At 66.5% G+C, this 15,143-nt stretch carries 15 protein-coding genes; 10 read left to right on the forward strand and 5 right to left on the reverse strand.

Annotated elements, in window-relative coordinates; genetic code table 11:
* Positions 1–397 precede the first annotated feature (397 nt).
* The 4 genes from ehuB to ehuA are packed head-to-tail and all read left to right on the forward strand — an operon-like array spanning position 398 to position 3,422.
* Positions 398–1,213: an ectoine/hydroxyectoine ABC transporter substrate-binding protein EhuB gene (gene ehuB / locus HF886_RS19040; protein ID WP_240952126.1), complete on the forward strand. Its 816-nt coding sequence runs from the start codon at positions 398–400 to the stop codon at positions 1,211–1,213.
* Positions 1,214–1,229: 16 nt separating this feature from the next.
* Positions 1,230–1,967, forward strand: coding sequence for an ectoine/hydroxyectoine ABC transporter permease subunit EhuC (ehuC, locus tag HF886_RS19045; RefSeq protein WP_169620404.1), 738 nt, complete (start codon positions 1,230–1,232; stop codon positions 1,965–1,967).
* Positions 1,964–2,608 (forward strand): ectoine/hydroxyectoine ABC transporter permease subunit EhuD, encoded by a 645-nt coding sequence (gene ehuD / locus HF886_RS19050; protein ID WP_169620405.1) that lies wholly within the window; start codon positions 1,964–1,966, stop codon positions 2,606–2,608. Before ehuC ends, ehuD begins: the two co-directional genes overlap by 4 nt.
* A gap of 49 nt (positions 2,609–2,657) precedes the next feature.
* Positions 2,658–3,422: an ectoine/hydroxyectoine ABC transporter ATP-binding protein EhuA gene (ehuA, locus tag HF886_RS19055; protein WP_169653184.1), complete on the forward strand. Its 765-nt coding sequence runs from the start codon at positions 2,658–2,660 to the stop codon at positions 3,420–3,422.
* A 15-nt stretch (positions 3,423–3,437) separates the two neighbouring features.
* On the opposite strand, the gene HF886_RS19060 is transcribed toward ehuA, so the two are convergent.
* Positions 3,438–4,982, reverse strand: a complete 1,545-nt coding sequence (locus tag HF886_RS19060) for an adenylate/guanylate cyclase domain-containing protein (protein ID WP_169620407.1) — start codon at positions 4,980–4,982, stop codon at positions 3,438–3,440.
* A 42-nt stretch (positions 4,983–5,024) separates the two neighbouring features.
* Here HF886_RS19060 and nucS point away from each other — a divergent pair, with 42 nt between their 5' ends.
* From nucS to HF886_RS19075, 3 genes are all read left to right on the forward strand, one after another.
* Entirely contained in the window at positions 5,025–5,699 is a 675-nt protein-coding gene (gene nucS / locus HF886_RS19065) for an endonuclease NucS (RefSeq protein ID WP_169620408.1), read from the forward strand.
* Between the two features lie 2 nt (positions 5,700–5,701).
* Positions 5,702–6,028, forward strand: a complete 327-nt coding sequence (locus tag HF886_RS21190; RefSeq protein WP_169620409.1) for an ATP/GTP-binding protein — start codon at positions 5,702–5,704, stop codon at positions 6,026–6,028.
* Positions 6,029–6,164: 136 nt separating this feature from the next.
* Positions 6,165–6,839, forward strand: coding sequence for a DNA alkylation repair protein (locus HF886_RS19075; protein WP_169653185.1), 675 nt, complete (start codon positions 6,165–6,167; stop codon positions 6,837–6,839).
* 12 nt (positions 6,840–6,851) lie between these two features.
* On the opposite strand, the gene HF886_RS19080 is transcribed toward HF886_RS19075, so the two are convergent.
* Both HF886_RS19080 and mce read right to left on the reverse strand, forming a co-directional pair.
* Positions 6,852–8,105, reverse strand: a complete 1,254-nt coding sequence (locus tag HF886_RS19080; RefSeq protein ID WP_240955229.1) for a hypothetical protein — start codon at positions 8,103–8,105, stop codon at positions 6,852–6,854.
* Positions 8,106–8,195: 90 nt separating this feature from the next.
* Complete coding sequence (gene mce / locus HF886_RS19085; protein WP_169620411.1) at positions 8,196–8,681, reverse strand: methylmalonyl-CoA epimerase; 486 nt, start codon at positions 8,679–8,681, stop codon at positions 8,196–8,198.
* 102 nt (positions 8,682–8,783) lie between these two features.
* Between mce and HF886_RS19090 the strand changes: the two genes are divergently transcribed.
* From HF886_RS19090 to HF886_RS19100, 3 genes are all read left to right on the forward strand, one after another.
* Complete coding sequence (locus tag HF886_RS19090; protein WP_169653186.1) at positions 8,784–9,974, forward strand: acetyl-CoA C-acetyltransferase; 1,191 nt, start codon at positions 8,784–8,786, stop codon at positions 9,972–9,974.
* A 101-nt stretch (positions 9,975–10,075) separates the two neighbouring features.
* Complete coding sequence (locus tag HF886_RS19095; RefSeq protein WP_169620413.1) at positions 10,076–10,435, forward strand: DUF3817 domain-containing protein; 360 nt, start codon at positions 10,076–10,078, stop codon at positions 10,433–10,435.
* A 93-nt stretch (positions 10,436–10,528) separates the two neighbouring features.
* The gene (locus tag HF886_RS19100) at positions 10,529–11,416 is read left to right on the forward strand and encodes a tetratricopeptide repeat protein (RefSeq protein WP_169620705.1); all 888 of its coding nucleotides are present in this window, start codon (positions 10,529–10,531) and stop codon (positions 11,414–11,416) included.
* Between the two features lie 38 nt (positions 11,417–11,454).
* Here HF886_RS19100 and HF886_RS19105 read toward each other — a convergent pair whose 3' ends face one another.
* A complete protein-coding gene (locus HF886_RS19105) occupies positions 11,455–12,906 on the reverse strand; it encodes a metallopeptidase (protein ID WP_169653187.1) in 1,452 nt (483 codons plus the stop codon).
* Positions 12,907–12,936: 30 nt separating this feature from the next.
* Positions 12,937–15,141, reverse strand: a complete 2,205-nt coding sequence (glgB, locus tag HF886_RS19110) for a 1,4-alpha-glucan branching protein GlgB (RefSeq protein WP_296549323.1) — start codon at positions 15,139–15,141, stop codon at positions 12,937–12,939.
* Positions 15,142–15,143 lie beyond the last annotated feature (2 nt).

The following is a 15,143-nucleotide window of genomic DNA, read 5'->3' on the forward strand; positions in this document are numbered from 1 at the left end:
CTAAGCCCCATTGCGCCGATGGTACTGCACTCGACAGGGTGTGGGAGAGTAGGACACCGCCGAACACCCGTTTGCTGGAGGCCCCCAACTTTTGTTGGGGGCCTTCAGTGTTTTGTGTGGAGGAGGGGACCCGCGGGTGTGGTTCCCTTTTTTCGTTCGCGCGGAACCGTCAGGTTACGAGATGGTAACGACGTGGTTCCGGGTCCCGCTTTGCCACGTGATGTGGGTAACGTCCGCTGGTGCAAGATCCGCTTGGATCGTGCTGCACGGCGGTGCGCATCCTCCCGGGTCGTTCTGGGGCGACGAGAGGGATCAGACCATGAAGAACAGGTTCGGCTCGGCCGGAATTGTGAAGGCCGCTGCCACTCTTGCGGGATTCGGACTTGTCGGCGCGTCCATGACGGGATGCACAAGCGTCGACAACTCGGGCGAGGGGTCGACTCTCCAGCGACTCCAGGACTCCGGCACCGTCACGGTCGGCTTCGCCGGCGAGGCGCCCTACAGCTTCATGCAGGACGGCGAACTGACCGGCGCAACGGTCGCGCTGCACAGGGAGATCTTCTCGAACCTCGGCATCGACAACGTGGAGGGCGTGGCTACCGACTTCGGTGCCCTCATTCCGGGTCTGCAGGCTGGACGCTTCGACGTCGTCAGCGCCGGCATGTCGATCCTTCCCCAGCGGTGCGAACAGGCTTTGTTCAGTGAGCCGGAGTTCAACTACACGACCGCTCTGATGGTTCCTCAGGGCAACCCTCAGCAGCTCAGTGACATGCAGACCATCGCGGACAAGGATGTCCGGATGGCTGTGCTGACCGGTGCGATCGAGTCGGACTACGCGTCGTCGCTCGGTATCGACGCGATGCAGGTGTCCTCACCGCAGGACGGCATGGACGCGGTCATCAACGGACGTGCCGATGTCTTCGCATTGACCGGTATCTCCCTGAACTGGATGAAGCAGAACAACGAGAATGCTCCCGTCGAGGTCACCGAGTCGTTCGTCGCCGAAATCGACGGCGTTCCCCAGGTGGGAGCGGGTGGCACCGTGTTCCGCACGGAAGACACCGAACTCCGCGATGCCTACAACGCCGAACTGGCCAAGATCACGTCGGACGAGGCCACCTACCTCTCGATCGTCGGGGATTACGGCTTCACCGCGGAGGAGATGCCGGATCCGAACCTGACCACGGAGACACTGTGCGAGGGCACCGCCTGAGCGCGGGCTGCGGACAATGGCTTCGGAGTCCAACTTCGAGCAGTTTCGAGATGCAATCCCGCGCCTGTTCGACGGGATCATCGTCACGCTCGAACTGACCATCGGTAGCGCGTTCTTCGCGTTCCTTCTGGCGCTTGCGCTGGGCCTTGCCGGCGGCGCGAAGAATCTCGCGCTGCGCGGCAGTGCGCGTGTGTTCATCGAATTCTTCAGAGGCACCTCACTGCTGGTCCAGTTGTTCTGGTTCTTCTATGTGCTGCCTCTGTTCGGGTACCGCCTCGAACCGATCGTGTGCGGCATCCTGGCTTTGTCGCTGAACTACGGCGCCTACGGTGCGGAGGTCGTCCGCGGCGCCATCGCGTCGGTTCCACGACCCCAATGGGAGGCGGCGACCGCCTTGAACTTCGGGTACTGGCAACGGCTGCGCCGAGTGATCTTTCCTCAGGCCTGGGCGGAGATGATTCCTCCTCTGACCAATCTCCTCATCCAGTTGCTCAAGGGCACTGCGCTTGCGAGTTACATTCTGCTGCAGGATCTCACGTTCGAGATCGAACAGTTGCGGCAGAACACCGGCGACACGTTGTTCGCGTTCGGAATCGGCCTCGTCCTCTACTTCGTGGTCGGGTACATCCTCACGCTGGTGATGAACGCGCTCGAGGTACGCGCGAAGAGTCGCCTCGGCACCGGTCCGAGTATGCGTGAGATCTTCGGGGTCGCGCCGGCTCTGGACGAACCCGCGGGGGTGGTGAAGTCGTGACCGTCGAATGGAGTTGGCAACGCGCCGGAGAGGCGCTGCCCGTGTTGCTCGAGGGCTTCCGCATCACGCTGCTGGCGACGGTGCTGGGTTTCGCTCTCGCTGCTGTGCTGGGTCTGGCCGTGGCGATCATGCGGCGCTCGCTCCCCAAGGTGCTCGCAAAACTGCTCTCGGCGATAGTCGAGTTCATCCGGCTGACACCGCTCGTCGTGCAGTTGCTGTTCGTCTACTACCTGCTCCCGCAATTCTCGGCACTGCAAATCGGTATCGCGGTACTCGGTATCCACTACGCGACGTATATGGCCGAGGTCTACCGGGCGGGGATCGAAGCTGTCCCGGTGGGGCAGTGGGAAGCGGCACGCGCGTTGTCTTTGCCACCCGCCCGAACGTGGCGGGCGGTGATCCTGCCACAGGCGATTCGCCGGGTCGTTCCGGCTCTCGGCAACTATGCGGTCTCGATGTTCAAGGACACCCCGTACCTCTTCACCATTTCCGTGGTGGAGATGGTGACGGCCGCGCAGCAATTCGGGGCAAGAAACTTTCAATATCTCGAGCCACTGACGATGGCGGGGCTGATCTTCCTCGCCGCGAGCTATCCCACGTCGGTGCTCATCCGCAGATTGGAGCGTCGACTTGCCTACTGATCCGGCCCTCGAGGAACACTCCCTCACGGGCGACAGGTCCACTGTGCCGATGATCGAATTCGACTCGGTCGTCAAGAAATTCGGCGACAACGTCGTTCTCGATCATCTCGACTTCACGGTGGCGGCAGGGGACAGGGTGACGCTGATCGGCCCCAGCGGCTCCGGCAAAACCACCATCCTGCGTCTGCTCATGACGTTGGAGAAGGTGGACGGCGGGGTCATCCGGGTCAAAGGTGAACCGCTCAGCCACGAACGAAAAGGGGACCGTCTGGTTCCTGCGTCGGAGCGGCACCTTCGATCGATGCGTCGCAGCATCGGCATGGTGTTCCAGCAGTTCAACCTGTTTCCGAACATGAACGTGATGGAGAACCTCACGGAGGCGCCCATCCACGTGCTCGGGCGCAAGAAGTCCGAAGCGCAGGAGCGCGCGCGGGAACTGCTCGCGACGGTCGGACTGTCGGATAAGGAGAGTGCGCATCCGACGCAGCTGTCCGGTGGGCAGCAGCAGCGTGTGGCGATCGCCCGGGCGCTCGCAATGGACCCCGACATCCTGCTTCTCGACGAGGTGACCTCGGCGCTCGACCCCGAACTCGTTGCGGATGTGCTCGACGTGCTGCGCACCATCGCCGACACGACCGACATCACGATGCTCATCGTCACGCACGAGATGCACTTCGCGCGAGACGTATCCAATCGCGTGCTGATGTTCGATCAGGGTCGCATCGTCGAGGAAGGCTCGCCCGAGCGCATCTTCACCGATCCCGCTCACGAGCGAACACGGAGATTCCTCGACGCGATCATCGCGGGAGAATGAGCACGCGCGGGATCGTCAGTAGGACGGAACGGCCAGGTGGGTAGCTTCGGCCCGGCCTCGGAGCACCACTTCTTCGCCCAGCGTCCACCGGGAGCGTTCCGCGCCGGACGTGGCGTCGAGCGCACGGCGTGACGCGACGACGTGTCCGGGCACGGTTTTCGCGAGTTCGGAGAGGCGTGCCGCCTCGTTGACCGGGTCTCCGATCACCGTGTACTCGAACCGCTCCTCGGCACCGATGTTGCCGGCCACCGCAATCCCGGCGGTGATGCCGATGCCCGCACGGCATTCGGGTACCTCGGCCTCGAGACGCTGCGCCATCTTCCGGGCGGCAGCCAGTGCCCGCCCGGGGGCATCGTCGACGGCAACCGGGGCACCGAAGATCGCAAGCGCGGCGTCACCCTCGAACTTGTTGACGAAACCTCCGGCGGAATGGACCTCGTCGACGACGACGGCGAAGAATCGGTTCAGCAGTTCCACGACCTCGGAGGGGGGTCGGCTCGCCGCGATCCCGGTGGACCCGATGATGTCGATGAACAGCACCGCGACGTCCCGTTCCTCACCCCCGAGGGTCTCTGCCCGGTTCAGCGCTGCCGCTGCGACGTCACGTCCGACATGTTTACCGAACACCTCCCGCATACGTTCCCGTTCACGCAGGCCCTCGGCCATCCGGTTGAAGCCGGCCTGCAACTGGCCGAGTTCGGTGCCGTCGTAGACGACGACCGCTTCGTCGAATCGTCCCTCTTCGATCCGGCGCATCCCGAAACGCACGGACTCGATCGGAGCGATCGTGGATCGTACGGTCAGGTACATCAGGAGTGAGCCCGTGAACAGCGCCACCGTTCCCAGGACGAGGATCGTGATCGCGAGGCGGGTCGTGGTGACCGGGCGGACGAAGGTGAACACCGCGACGAAGATCAGCCCGACGACGGGCACGGCGCTGCCGAGTGCCCACGCGAGCATCACCCGGCCGGTGGTGCCGGCGAACTTCCGGCGTGGTGGTGTGCCCGCTTCGAGGGCCCTCGCGGAAATAGGGCGGAGTGCGAACTCCGTGAACATGTATGCGAAACCGCACACGGTAACCCCGGCGAGCGTGATGGTCAGGGCCACCTTGGGAATCGTCTCGGCGTCGACGATGCCGAAGCACGTGGTGAAGAAGACGAACCCGACGAACCACAGTGCACCCTGCTGAAGGGTGATCCGCCACGGCATCGTGAGAGCGATGCGCTGCTCGTCGGCGGTGGGTGGCCGGTTCTCCAGCGCCCACCGCAACCGGCGGAGGGCCCCGCGGGTGAACAGGACCGACCCCAGGACGATCGCCACCCCCACGTACACCGGCGCAAGGATCGCGGTGATCACGAGGAATTCGGAGGTGAGGACCGATGGGCCGGGGATCACCACGTTGATGAGCGCGGCCACGATCGCCGCCCCCACAAGGTGCGTCCCGATCAGCGACAGGGTGAGCAACAACTGGATGCGGATGCGCTGCCGCCGGACGGGTTCGGCGGGCTCACCGAGGATCGCGGACCCGAGCGGTGCGGTGCGGTTGCTGCGTGCTGGCATGGTCGTTCGAGAGTAGTCGAGCAGATCCACTAGGGTAGGTCCGTGCGTCTAGTGATTGCCCGTTGCCGTGTGGACTACATCGGACGCCTGACGGCGCACCTGCCCACGGCGCGCCGACTCCTGCTCGTCAAGGCCGACGGGTCGGTGAGTATCCACGCCGACGACCGCGCCTACAAACCTCTCAACTGGATGAGCCCGCCGTGCCGGCTCGTCGAGGAACCGGCCGACGAGGCGCAGGCGCTCTGGGTGGTGACCAACAAAGCCGGCGAGGAACTGCGGATCACGCTCGAGGAGATCGAGCACGACTCGAGTCACGAACTCGGGGTGGACCCCGGTCTCATCAAGGACGGCGTGGAAGCGCACCTGCAGGAACTTCTCGCGGAACACGTGGAGACGCTCGGCCAGGGATTCACGCTCGTCCGGCGCGAGTACCCGACAGCGATCGGTCCCGTCGATCTGCTGTGCCGGGACGCCGACGGCGCCACGGTGGCCGTGGAGATCAAGCGTCGCGGTGAGATCGACGGCGTCGAACAGCTCACGCGCTATCTCGAACTTCTCAACCGCGACCCGCTCCTCGCCCCGGTCACCGGAGTGTTCGCTGCCCAGCAGATCAAGCCGCAGGCGAAGACCCTGGCGACGGATCGCGGGATCCGCTGCCTCGTCCTCGATTACGAGGCTCTGCGTGGCACCGAGAGCACCGAGTTCAGATTGTTCTGACGGTGCCCCGCCGCAATCGTCCCCCTACGTCGTCGCGCAGACGCGGACACGCCGAATCGGAGAGCGCCTCCTTCGGTTACGCCACCAGCCGCACCGAGAACGGTCCGGCAGGAGCTGACGACGAGAGGTACACGGTGCGGACAGTGCCGGGAAGCCGCGCCACCAAGCCGTACCGGTGCCCGGGATGCGACCACGAGATCGCGCCCGGCACACCACACGTGGTGGCATGGCCCGTCGACACTCCGGGCGGCGCCGACGACAGACGGCACTGGCACAACGGGTGCTGGAAGGGACGCGGAACGCGGCGGCCCACGCGTCGGTGGTCCTAGCCGGCAGTGCTCCCAGTGGTGCTAGCCGACAGTGCTCCAGGGGTCCCCGCCTGCAAGAGCGGGTGGTGTCCGTCTGCACGTCGTAGTCTGGCGGCGTGCGCTGGCCGATGGCGGAACGTGATCACTGGAGGCACGGATGGCCGAGACGACTGTGGCAGATGTGATGGCCGAACTGGCCGCACTCGAGGACCCGAAGGCACGGGCGGTCAACGAGAAACACGGCGACGACCACGGCGTGAATCTCAGCAGGCTACGGGCGCTCGCGAAGCGGTTGAAGACCCAGCACGAGCTCGCGCGGGGGCTCTGGGGCACCCGGGACACAGCGGCGAGGCTGCTCGCGCTCCTGATCTGCCGGCCCAGGTCGTTCGAGCGTGACGAACTGGACGCGATGATGCGTGACGCGCGTGCTCCCAAGGTGCGGGTCTGGCTGGTGAGCTACGTCGTGAAGAAGAGCCCGCACGCAGAGGAACTCCGCGCGCGCTGGTTCCGTGACCCGGACCCGGCGGTCGCGAGTGCCGGCTGGGATCTGACCGCCGGACTGGTGGCCACGGATCCGGCCCGGCTGGACCTGGACGGACTCCTCGACATCGTCGAGACAGGGATGAAAGATGCTCCCGACACACTGCAATGGTCGATGAACACCTGCCTCGCCCAGATCGGGATCGAGCACGCTCACCACAGGCAACGCGCGCTCGAGATCGGGGAGCGGTTGAGAGTTCTCGAGGACTACCCGACGTCACCGGGCTGCACGTCGCCGTACGCCCCGGTCTGGATCAGCGAGATGGTAGGCCGCCGCCAGGGAGCAGGGTAGTCGCGCGACGCGTCAGTTTCTGACCTTGCTGGCGACCGCGGGGGAACGTCCCTGGATATTCGGTCCGGAGCCCGTGGTGTTCCGAGGCTGCGTTCCGGAACCGCGGACGCCGTCGGCGGATTTCGGGGTCTCGGTCTTCTCGGTGTCGGTCTTCTCGGCGGTGTCGGATTTCCCGGTGCCGGCGTTCTTGCCGCTGTCCGTGGTGCGTCCGGTCTCACCGGCTGCCGCGTCGTCCCGGTCCGCTCGCGCAGGCGGGGCGACCCGTCCCTCGGTATCCGCGGTCGCCTTCGGCTTCGCCGCGGGAGTGCCGCCCTCCGTGTTGCGATCGCGGGGAGCGCCGCCACCGGCCGTGTTCCCACCGGCCGAAGTGCTGCCACCGCCCGGACGGGGGGTATCGAGCGAGATCTCCCGGTCGAGCAACTCGCCTTCGCGGTTGATCGCGGCGAGCATGGTCGGCACGTCGTCGAGCTGTTCGCGCACCGCATCGAGCTGGCCGAGGATGCGTCCGCGCAGCATCCGCATTTCCTCCGTGAGGTCGCGGGCGTTGGCGACCTTGCGCTCGGATTGTTCGGTGGCAGTCGCGAGTCGACGGGCGGCTTCCTGCGTCGCCACATCGATACGTCGTTCGGCTTCGGCCTTGCTCGTGCGCTCGAGGTTGTCGAGTTCGCCGAGAAGCTTGCTGCGACGTTCGGCCATCGTGATCTCGAAGTCCTGCTGAACCTGCTCGCGCTTGCTTTCGGCCTCGGCGGCGTGGCGGTCGGCCTCGGCGCGCGCAGCCGCGACGATGCGGTCGGCTTCCTTGCGCGCGGCAGCCATCGTCCGCTTGTGCTCGTCCTCGAATGCGCGGCGCCGTTCTTCGAGCTCTGCGAGCTTCTGTTCGTAATCGCCGCGGAGTCTGATGCCCTCCTGCTCGGCGAGCGAAATCATTTCCGCGGAGTCGGCCTCGGCACGCGCCCGCAACTCGGATGCTTCGTCCGAGGCGAGGCGCAGCATCCGGGAGATGCGGTCACTCATACCCTCGGCGGTGGTGGGGGGCACCGACAGCCGGTCCACATCGCGGCGGAGCTCGTCGATCTCGTTGCGCGCATTCTCGAGCTGGCGCGCGAGATCGCGGGCCTGCGCGGACGCGGCGTCGCGGTCGGTCGCGGTCACGCGTAACTCGGCCTCGAACCGCGCGAAGTAGTTGGTTACCTCGTCGCGGTCGAAGCCTTTTCGCACGATCGAGAACGGCAGGTGGCTGGGGGTGCGATCACGATCGAAGACCATGGCGACAATCTACCTGCTGAGGCCGGAGGACACGCTGCGCTCCCGCCGAAACGCGGGCGGGAACGCAGACTCGTGATCCGTCCGCGTGGCTCAGTGCGCGGCGTGAGCGGCCGGCTCGACCAATTCGACGAGAACGCCGCCCGCATCCTTCGGGTGGAGGAAGTTGATGCGGGAGTCGGCGGTGCCGCGACGCGGGGCGTCGTACAGCAGCCGGACGCCGTTGGCTCGCAATGCGGCGGAGACCGCGTCGAGATCGGACACGCGGTATGCGAGCTGCTGCAATCCCGGACCGCTGCGGTCCAGGAACTTGGCGATCGTCGAATTCTCGTTCAGCGGAGCGAGCAGCTGGATCTGGGTCGCGCCCTCCGGACTGCCCGGCACGGACAGCATCGCTTCCCGGACACCCTGTTCCTCGTTGACCTCTTCGTGTGTGGACACGAGGCCGAGGTTCTCGGCGTACCACGTGAGAGCGGCATCGAGGTCGGGCACCGCGATACCGACGTGATCGATCGCGGTGACGAGCCCGGTCGCGAGAAGCGCAGCGGCCGGCGTGGAGGTGGGAGAGATCTCGGTCATGTTCTAGACGGTAGCGTTAACGTTGAATGCGTTCATATCGGGAGTGATGTTTCAGGCCCGGTTGGGCGCCCCACATTTCCCCGATCGTCGGAGGTCGTTTCCGTGAGCAGTTCTGTCATCGTCGCCGGAGCCCGTACGCCCATGGGGCGCCTGCAGGGTTCACTCAAGGACCTCTCCGGCTCCGACCTCGGCGGCGTCGCGATCAAAGGCGCCCTCGAGAAGGCCGGCGTTGCGCCCGAACAGGTCGAGTACGTGATCATGGGGCAGGTTCTCACCGCGGGTGCCGGTCAGATCCCCGCGCGGCAGGCCGCAGTGGCCGCCGGCATTCCCATGGACGTGCCCGCGCTGACCATCAACAAGGTGTGCCTGTCGGGCATCAACGCGATCGCCATGGCCGATCAGATGATCCGTGCCGGCGAGTTCGACGTCGTCGTCGCCGGTGGGCAGGAGTCGATGAGCCAGGCGCCGCACATGCTCGAGAAGAGCCGTGCCGGATTCAAGTACGGCGATGTGACGCTGCGCGACCACATGGCGTACGACGGGCTGCACGACATCTTCACCGACCAGGCTATGGGCAACCTCACCGAGTCCGCCAACAGCGGAGAACGTTTCGTCTCGCGCGAGGAGCAGGATGCCTTCGCCGCGGCGTCGCACCAGAACGCGGCGCGCGCCTGGAAGGACGGCCTGTTCGACGAGGAGGTCGTGCCCGTCGCCATTCCGCAGCGCAAGGGCGACCCCATCATGTTCGCCGCCGATGAGGGAATTCGCGCCGACACCACCACCGAGTCCCTCGGCAGGTTGCGTCCGGCGTTCTCCAAGGACGGCACCGTGACGGCCGGTTCGGCCTCGCAGATCTCCGACGGTGCCGCTGCGGTCGTGGTGATGAGCAAGGACAAGGCCGAGGCACTCGGCCTGAGCTGGATCGCGGAGATCGGCGCCCACGGTGTGGTCGCCGGACCGGACTCGACGTTGCAGTCGCAGCCGGCCCGTGCGATCGCCAAGGCGTGCGAGCGCGAGGGTGTCGATCCTCAGGACCTCGATCTGATCGAGATCAACGAGGCTTTCGCGGCGGTGGGCATCGTCTCGGCCCGTGAACTCGGCATCGACGCCGACAAGGTCAACGTCAACGGTGGCGCCATCGCGCTCGGGCACCCCCTCGGCATGTCCGGTGCCCGCATCGCCCTGCACCTCGCGCTGGAGTTGAAGCGTCGCGGCGGTGGCATCGGCGCGGCTGCGCTGTGCGGCGGCGGCGGCCAGGGCGATGCGCTCATCGTTCGCGTGCCGAAGGCCTGACGCGCACTGAGCACGATCACGGCCCCGGCGCACTCCGCCGGGGCCGTGATGTCTCTCACCCCCACTACGGGTCGTCGTAGTCCTCCGGCACAATGGGCGCCATGACGAACATCTTCGACCTGTCCACCCCCGCGAAGCGGTTCCGCCTCGTGGCGATCTGGGAAGCTGTGACGTGGCTCGCGCTCTTGATCGCCATGTTCTTCAAGTGGGTGCTCGGGTACGAAGAAGCGATCGCCATCCCGGGCATGGTGCACGGCGTGGCCGGTTTCATTCCGTTCGTTCTCATCGCGCTTCTCACCGCGTGGGCGCTGAAGTGGGACCTGAAGACCACCTTCCTGGCGCTCGTCTCGAGTGTCCCGCCGTTCGGCACCATCGTCTTCGAGCGCTGGGCTGTGCGCACCGGCCGGCTCGCCGAACTCTCCGCGCCCGAAAGCGCCGAAAAAGTCGACACGGCTGCCTGACCGCCCGGCACACCACCGCCCGGGCATGACAAACTGGAGAGCGTGACTCGACCCGGTTCCCGTCCAGCACGTTCCGCTGCCGCAGCCGCAGCAATGTCCGGCGCGGTGGATCTCGCGCCGCTCAAGGCGAGGGCCACCGCCCCACCGCCACCTCCGCCGAGTGCCGGTGCCTCCGGCGCAATCCCGTCGATCATCGACGTCACCGAAGCGACGTTCGAGGCCGAGGTTCTCGAGCGCTCGATGCAGGTGCCCGTGATCGTCGACCTCTGGGCGACGTGGTGCGAGCCCTGCAAGCAGCTGACCCCCTCCCTCGAGAAGCTTGCCGCAGAAGCCGGCGGCGAATGGGTGCTCGCGAAGGTCGATGTGGACGCCAACCCGCGGATCGCCCAGGCGTTCGGTGTGCAGTCGGTGCCCACCGTCGTCGCGATAGCAGCCGGGCAGCCTCTTGCCGACTTCCAGGGCGTCCAGCCCGAAGCCGCGCTCCGGCAGTGGCTCGACGCGATCCGCGAGGCCGTCGCCGGCAAATTGTCGGGGCCCCCGAGCGCCGACGGTGAACCGGCCGAACAGCCCGTCGACCCGCGTTTCGAGGCTGCGGAGCAGGCTCTCGAGCAGGGCGATTTCGAGGGCGCCGAGGCCGCCTACCGGCTGATCCTCAACTCGGAGCCGAACAACACGGACGCGCAGGCCGCACTGCGGCAGGTCCGGTTCCTCGGCCGTGCGCAGCAACTCCCCGCCGACGCCGTCGAGCGCGCAGACGCGGCCCCGGCCGATCTCGACGCTCAACTGGCGGCGGCAGACGCCGAATTGTTCGCTCAGGACCCCGAAGCGGCGTTTGCACGCCTGATCGAATTCGTCCGTCGCAGCGCGGGTGACGAACGCACCGCGGCGCGTACCCGGCTGCTCGAACTGTTCGAGTTGTTCGACCCGGCAGAGGACTTCGTGGTCTCGGCTCGGCGCAAGCTCGCCATGGCGCTCTACTAGAACTCCACGACCGACCACACGTGTGTAACGGCCGCTGCCTACCGGTAGCGGCCGTTACACGCTGCTTCACCGCCGAGCACGCCGGTGCGGAACGCGTCGACCCGTGAGAAACCACTGGGGACCGTGTTGCCGTTGACGTCGCTCGCGGCCAGGCCGTCGGTGAGCAGACCGGACACCGCCTCGTCGAGGTCACCGGGGGAGAGCCACACCATGTTCGCGTCGGGCCCCACCTCGGCCGCGAGCGGGCTCATCGGGCTCAGCGCGGCGCTGATCACGCCCGACAGACATGCCGCGCGGAGCGCCGTGCGAGGCTCGGTCAGCGATTGACCGTTCGCGTGCTGGACAGCCAGCGCATACCGCGACGCGATCAGCACGTACGCGTTGTAGTCGCCGCGGACATCGGCGCTGAATTCGTTGCCGGAGGAGTCCTCCGGTGTGCTGCGCTCGGTGAGCGCGGCGAGGTCCACTCCGATCGTGTTCGTGGCAGGGCAGTACGACACCGGGGAGGTGAACGCGGCGTCCGCACACGCGAGTTCGGCTCCCGAAAGATCCAGTGCCGGCGGGTCTGCCAGCTCGAATACGCGCTCGAACGACCGGAAGATGAGGTCGACGGAGTCCGCGGTGACCGGAAGCTCGCCGTCGTCGCTGCCGTCGAAGTATTGCGGCAGGTCCGCGCGGCGGGTCTCCACCTCCGCGGCGTCGATCTCCGCGCACGCCGCGGCGCCGTCGGTGAAGCCGATCTGGACGGCGGTGACCCGCTCGAACGCCGAACCGTGGATGGAATCCGGATCGTTGGGATCGGTGTCGCGGAACAGCACCATCGACGCGAGCACCTTGTTGAGGCCGTCCGAGGTGTTGAGTTCGAAATGCGCCGCACGCCCCTCGGCGACGTGTCGCATGAACGCACCGGCGAAACAATCGGCCTGCTGTTCGAACACGATGCCGGGGTCGTCGTCGGCGATCAGGCCCGCCGTGTACTGGATCGCGTGACCGTACTCGTGCGCGAGGACCATGACGGCCGCCATCGGGCCGAAGTCCTCGATCAACTGGGGCATCAGATAGGAGCGGTCCCATCCGATGACGTCGCCGAAACTGCAATACGCCGCATTGACGAAGTCGAACGTCGGTTCCCCGCAGAACCGGGGGCCGCGCCGTTGGGAGGGATCCCACGACATGATGGTGGACACCGGCTCGAACGAACCCTTCGCGATCGTTCCGAACTCTCCACGCCAGTAGTCCTCGATATCGCCGATCGCGTTGCCCGCGAGAGTGTCGATGGGACCACCGTCGGTGTTCTCGATGACGACCCCGGCGTCGGGAACCCCGTCACGGGGCCCGCTGTACCCGCTCGTGACGGGCAGGCCGGCGACCGTGAAGGGGTTGTCGTAGACCGACACGGGCGTGCCGTCGATCTGTTGCGCACACCCTGCCAGCAGAACCATCGCGATCACCGGCACCGCCACCCGCTCGAACCGGCGTGTCCGTCTCACGTTGTGGTGCTCCTGTCGTCGAATGCGGGTTTACCCCCGCAGCGACAACCAGATGGCACCGTGCGCGGGCAACGTGACCCGAGCCGACGCGGGACGTCCGTGCCACGAATGCTCCGTGGCCTCCACCGCACCGAGGTTTCCGGTGCCGTGACCCTGATAAGCGGTCGCGTCCGTGTTGAGAATTTCTTCCCACGTGCCGGGTTCGGGTAAACCGACACGATAGTCCGCGTGAGTGCTGCCGGAGAAGTTGTGCAGGCACGCGACGACCGAGCCGTCACTGCCGAACCGCAGAAAGCTCAGCACGTTGTTGTGCGCGTCGTTCGCGTCGATCCACGAGTAACCCTCGGGTGAACTGTCGAGCGTGTACAGCGCGGGGTGCGCACGATAGGTCCGGTTGAGGTCGCCGACGAGCCGCTGGATGCCGCTGTGGAGTGGCTGGTCGAGCTGCCACCAGTCCAGTCCGCGTTCCTCCGACCACTCGGCGACCTGACCGAACTCCTGACCCATGAACAGCAATTGCTTGCCCGGGTGTGCCCACATGTAGGCGAGCAGTGACCGGAGACCCGCGGCGCGGGTGTCGTCGTCGCCCGGCATCCGGGTCCACAGTGTGCCCTTGCCGTGCACGACCTCGTCGTGGCTGATGGGCAGCACGAAGTTCTCGCTCCACGCGTACATCAGCGAGAACGTGATTTCGTGGTGGTGGAAGGTGCGGTGCACGGGGTCGCGCGACAGGTAACCGAGCGTGTCGTGCATCCAGCCCATGTTCCATTTCATGGTGAACCCGAGTCCGCCGACGTTCGTCGGGCGGGTGACACCGGGCCACGACGTGGACTCCTCGGCCACCGTCACGACCCCGGCATGCTGCTTGTGGATCGTCGCGTTCAGTTCCTGGAGGAATCCGACCGCCTCGAGGTTCTCGCGACCGCCGTAGATGTTGGGGGTCCAGCCGCCCGCGGGCCGCGAGTAGTCGAGATAGAGCATGGAGGCGACCGCATCGACACGCAGCCCGTCGATGTGGAACTCCTCGATCCAGTACAGCGCGTTCGCGACCAGGAAGTTCCGGACTTCGGCTCGTCCGTAGTCGAAGACGTAGGTACCCCAGTCCAGTTGCTCACCGCGCTGCGGATCGGCGTGCTCGTACAGCGCCGTTCCGTCGAATCGCGCGAGTGCCCATTGATCCTTGGGGAAGTGGGCCGGAACCCAGTCCATGATGACGCCGATACCTGCGGCGTGAAGCCGGTCGACGAACTCGCGGAAATCGTCGGGTGTGCCGAAACGCGAGGTCGGGGCGTAGTAGGACGTGACCTGATAGCCCCAGGACCCGCCGAACGGGTGCTCGGCGACGGGAAGCAGTTCCACGTGCGTGAAACCCGTCTCGAGGACGTACTCGGCAAGCTGGTCCGCCATTTCGAGGTAGGTCAGGCCGGGGCGCCAGGACCCGAGATGTACCTCGTACACGGCCATCGCCTCGCGCACGGGTTCGGAGGTCGCGCGGGCGGCGATCCAGTCGTCGTCGCGCCAGGTGTGGCTGCTCTCGGTGACACGGGAGGCGGTCGCCGGCGGCACCTCGGCAGCGAACGCCATCGGATCGGCCTTGTCGAGCACCGAACCGTCGTGACCGTGGACCCGGTACTTGTACAGGTCGCCCGGTCCGACTCCGGGGATGAAGACCTCCCACACTCCGCTGGAACCGAGCACCCGCATCGGTGCGGTTCGTCCGCCCCAGCCGTCGAAGTCGCCGACGACGGTCACGCCGCGTGCGTTCGGAGCCCACACGGCGAAGGACGTCCCTGCGACGGGGCCGTCCGGGGTGTCGTAGTGCTGCGGGTGCGCGCCGAGGATCTCCCACAGCCGCTCGTGCCGTCCCTCGTTGAACAGGTGACGGTCGAGTTCGCCGAGCGTCGGCAGGAACCGGTATCCGTCGGCGACGACGACGGTGTGGTCGAACGGGTACGTCACGACGAGGCGGTAGTCGGCCAAGTCGAATTGCGGGACCAGTGCGCTGAAGACGTCGTGGCCCACCGGTTCGAGCGGGTAATCGATACCGCCGATCCGCGCGGCAACCTTCTCCGCGCCCGGACGCAACGTGCGCACGACCGTGCCCTCCGGATGCGGGTGTGCGCCGAGGACGGAGTGGGGGTCGTGGTGCTCACCGGCGGCCAGTCGCGCGAGGTCTTCCGGGCGCGGACTGTGCCGCCGCCGCGGTGGTTCCTCGGAGGAAGTCGGTGGGGGCACTG

Source organism: Rhodococcus sp. 105337, assembly GCF_012844225.1.
In the GTDB taxonomy this organism is placed as follows: domain Bacteria; phylum Actinomycetota; class Actinomycetes; order Mycobacteriales; family Mycobacteriaceae; genus Rhodococcus.

Bases quoted from the DNA above. Each gene is read 5' to 3' on its own strand.
- ehuB (WP_240952126.1), top strand. From the start codon at position 398: ATGACGGGATGCACAAGCGTCGACAACTCGGGCGAGGGGTCGACTCTC.
- ehuC (WP_169620404.1), top strand. From the start codon at position 1,230: ATGGCTTCGGAGTCCAACTTCGAGCAGTTTCGAGATGCAATCCCGCGC.
- ehuA (WP_169653184.1), top strand. From the start codon at position 2,658: ATGATCGAATTCGACTCGGTCGTCAAGAAATTCGGCGACAACGTCGTT.
- HF886_RS19060 (WP_169620407.1), bottom strand. From the start codon at position 4,982: ATGCCAGCACGCAGCAACCGCACCGCACCGCTCGGGTCCGCGATCCTC.
- HF886_RS19075 (WP_169653185.1), top strand. From the start codon at position 6,165: ATGGCCGAGACGACTGTGGCAGATGTGATGGCCGAACTGGCCGCACTC.
- HF886_RS19080 (WP_240955229.1), bottom strand. From the start codon at position 8,105: ATGGTCTTCGATCGTGATCGCACCCCCAGCCACCTGCCGTTCTCGATC.
- mce (WP_169620411.1), bottom strand. From the start codon at position 8,681: ATGACCGAGATCTCTCCCACCTCCACGCCGGCCGCTGCGCTTCTCGCG.
- HF886_RS19095 (WP_169620413.1), top strand. From the start codon at position 10,076: ATGACGAACATCTTCGACCTGTCCACCCCCGCGAAGCGGTTCCGCCTC.
- HF886_RS19100 (WP_169620705.1), top strand. From the start codon at position 10,529: ATGTCCGGCGCGGTGGATCTCGCGCCGCTCAAGGCGAGGGCCACCGCC.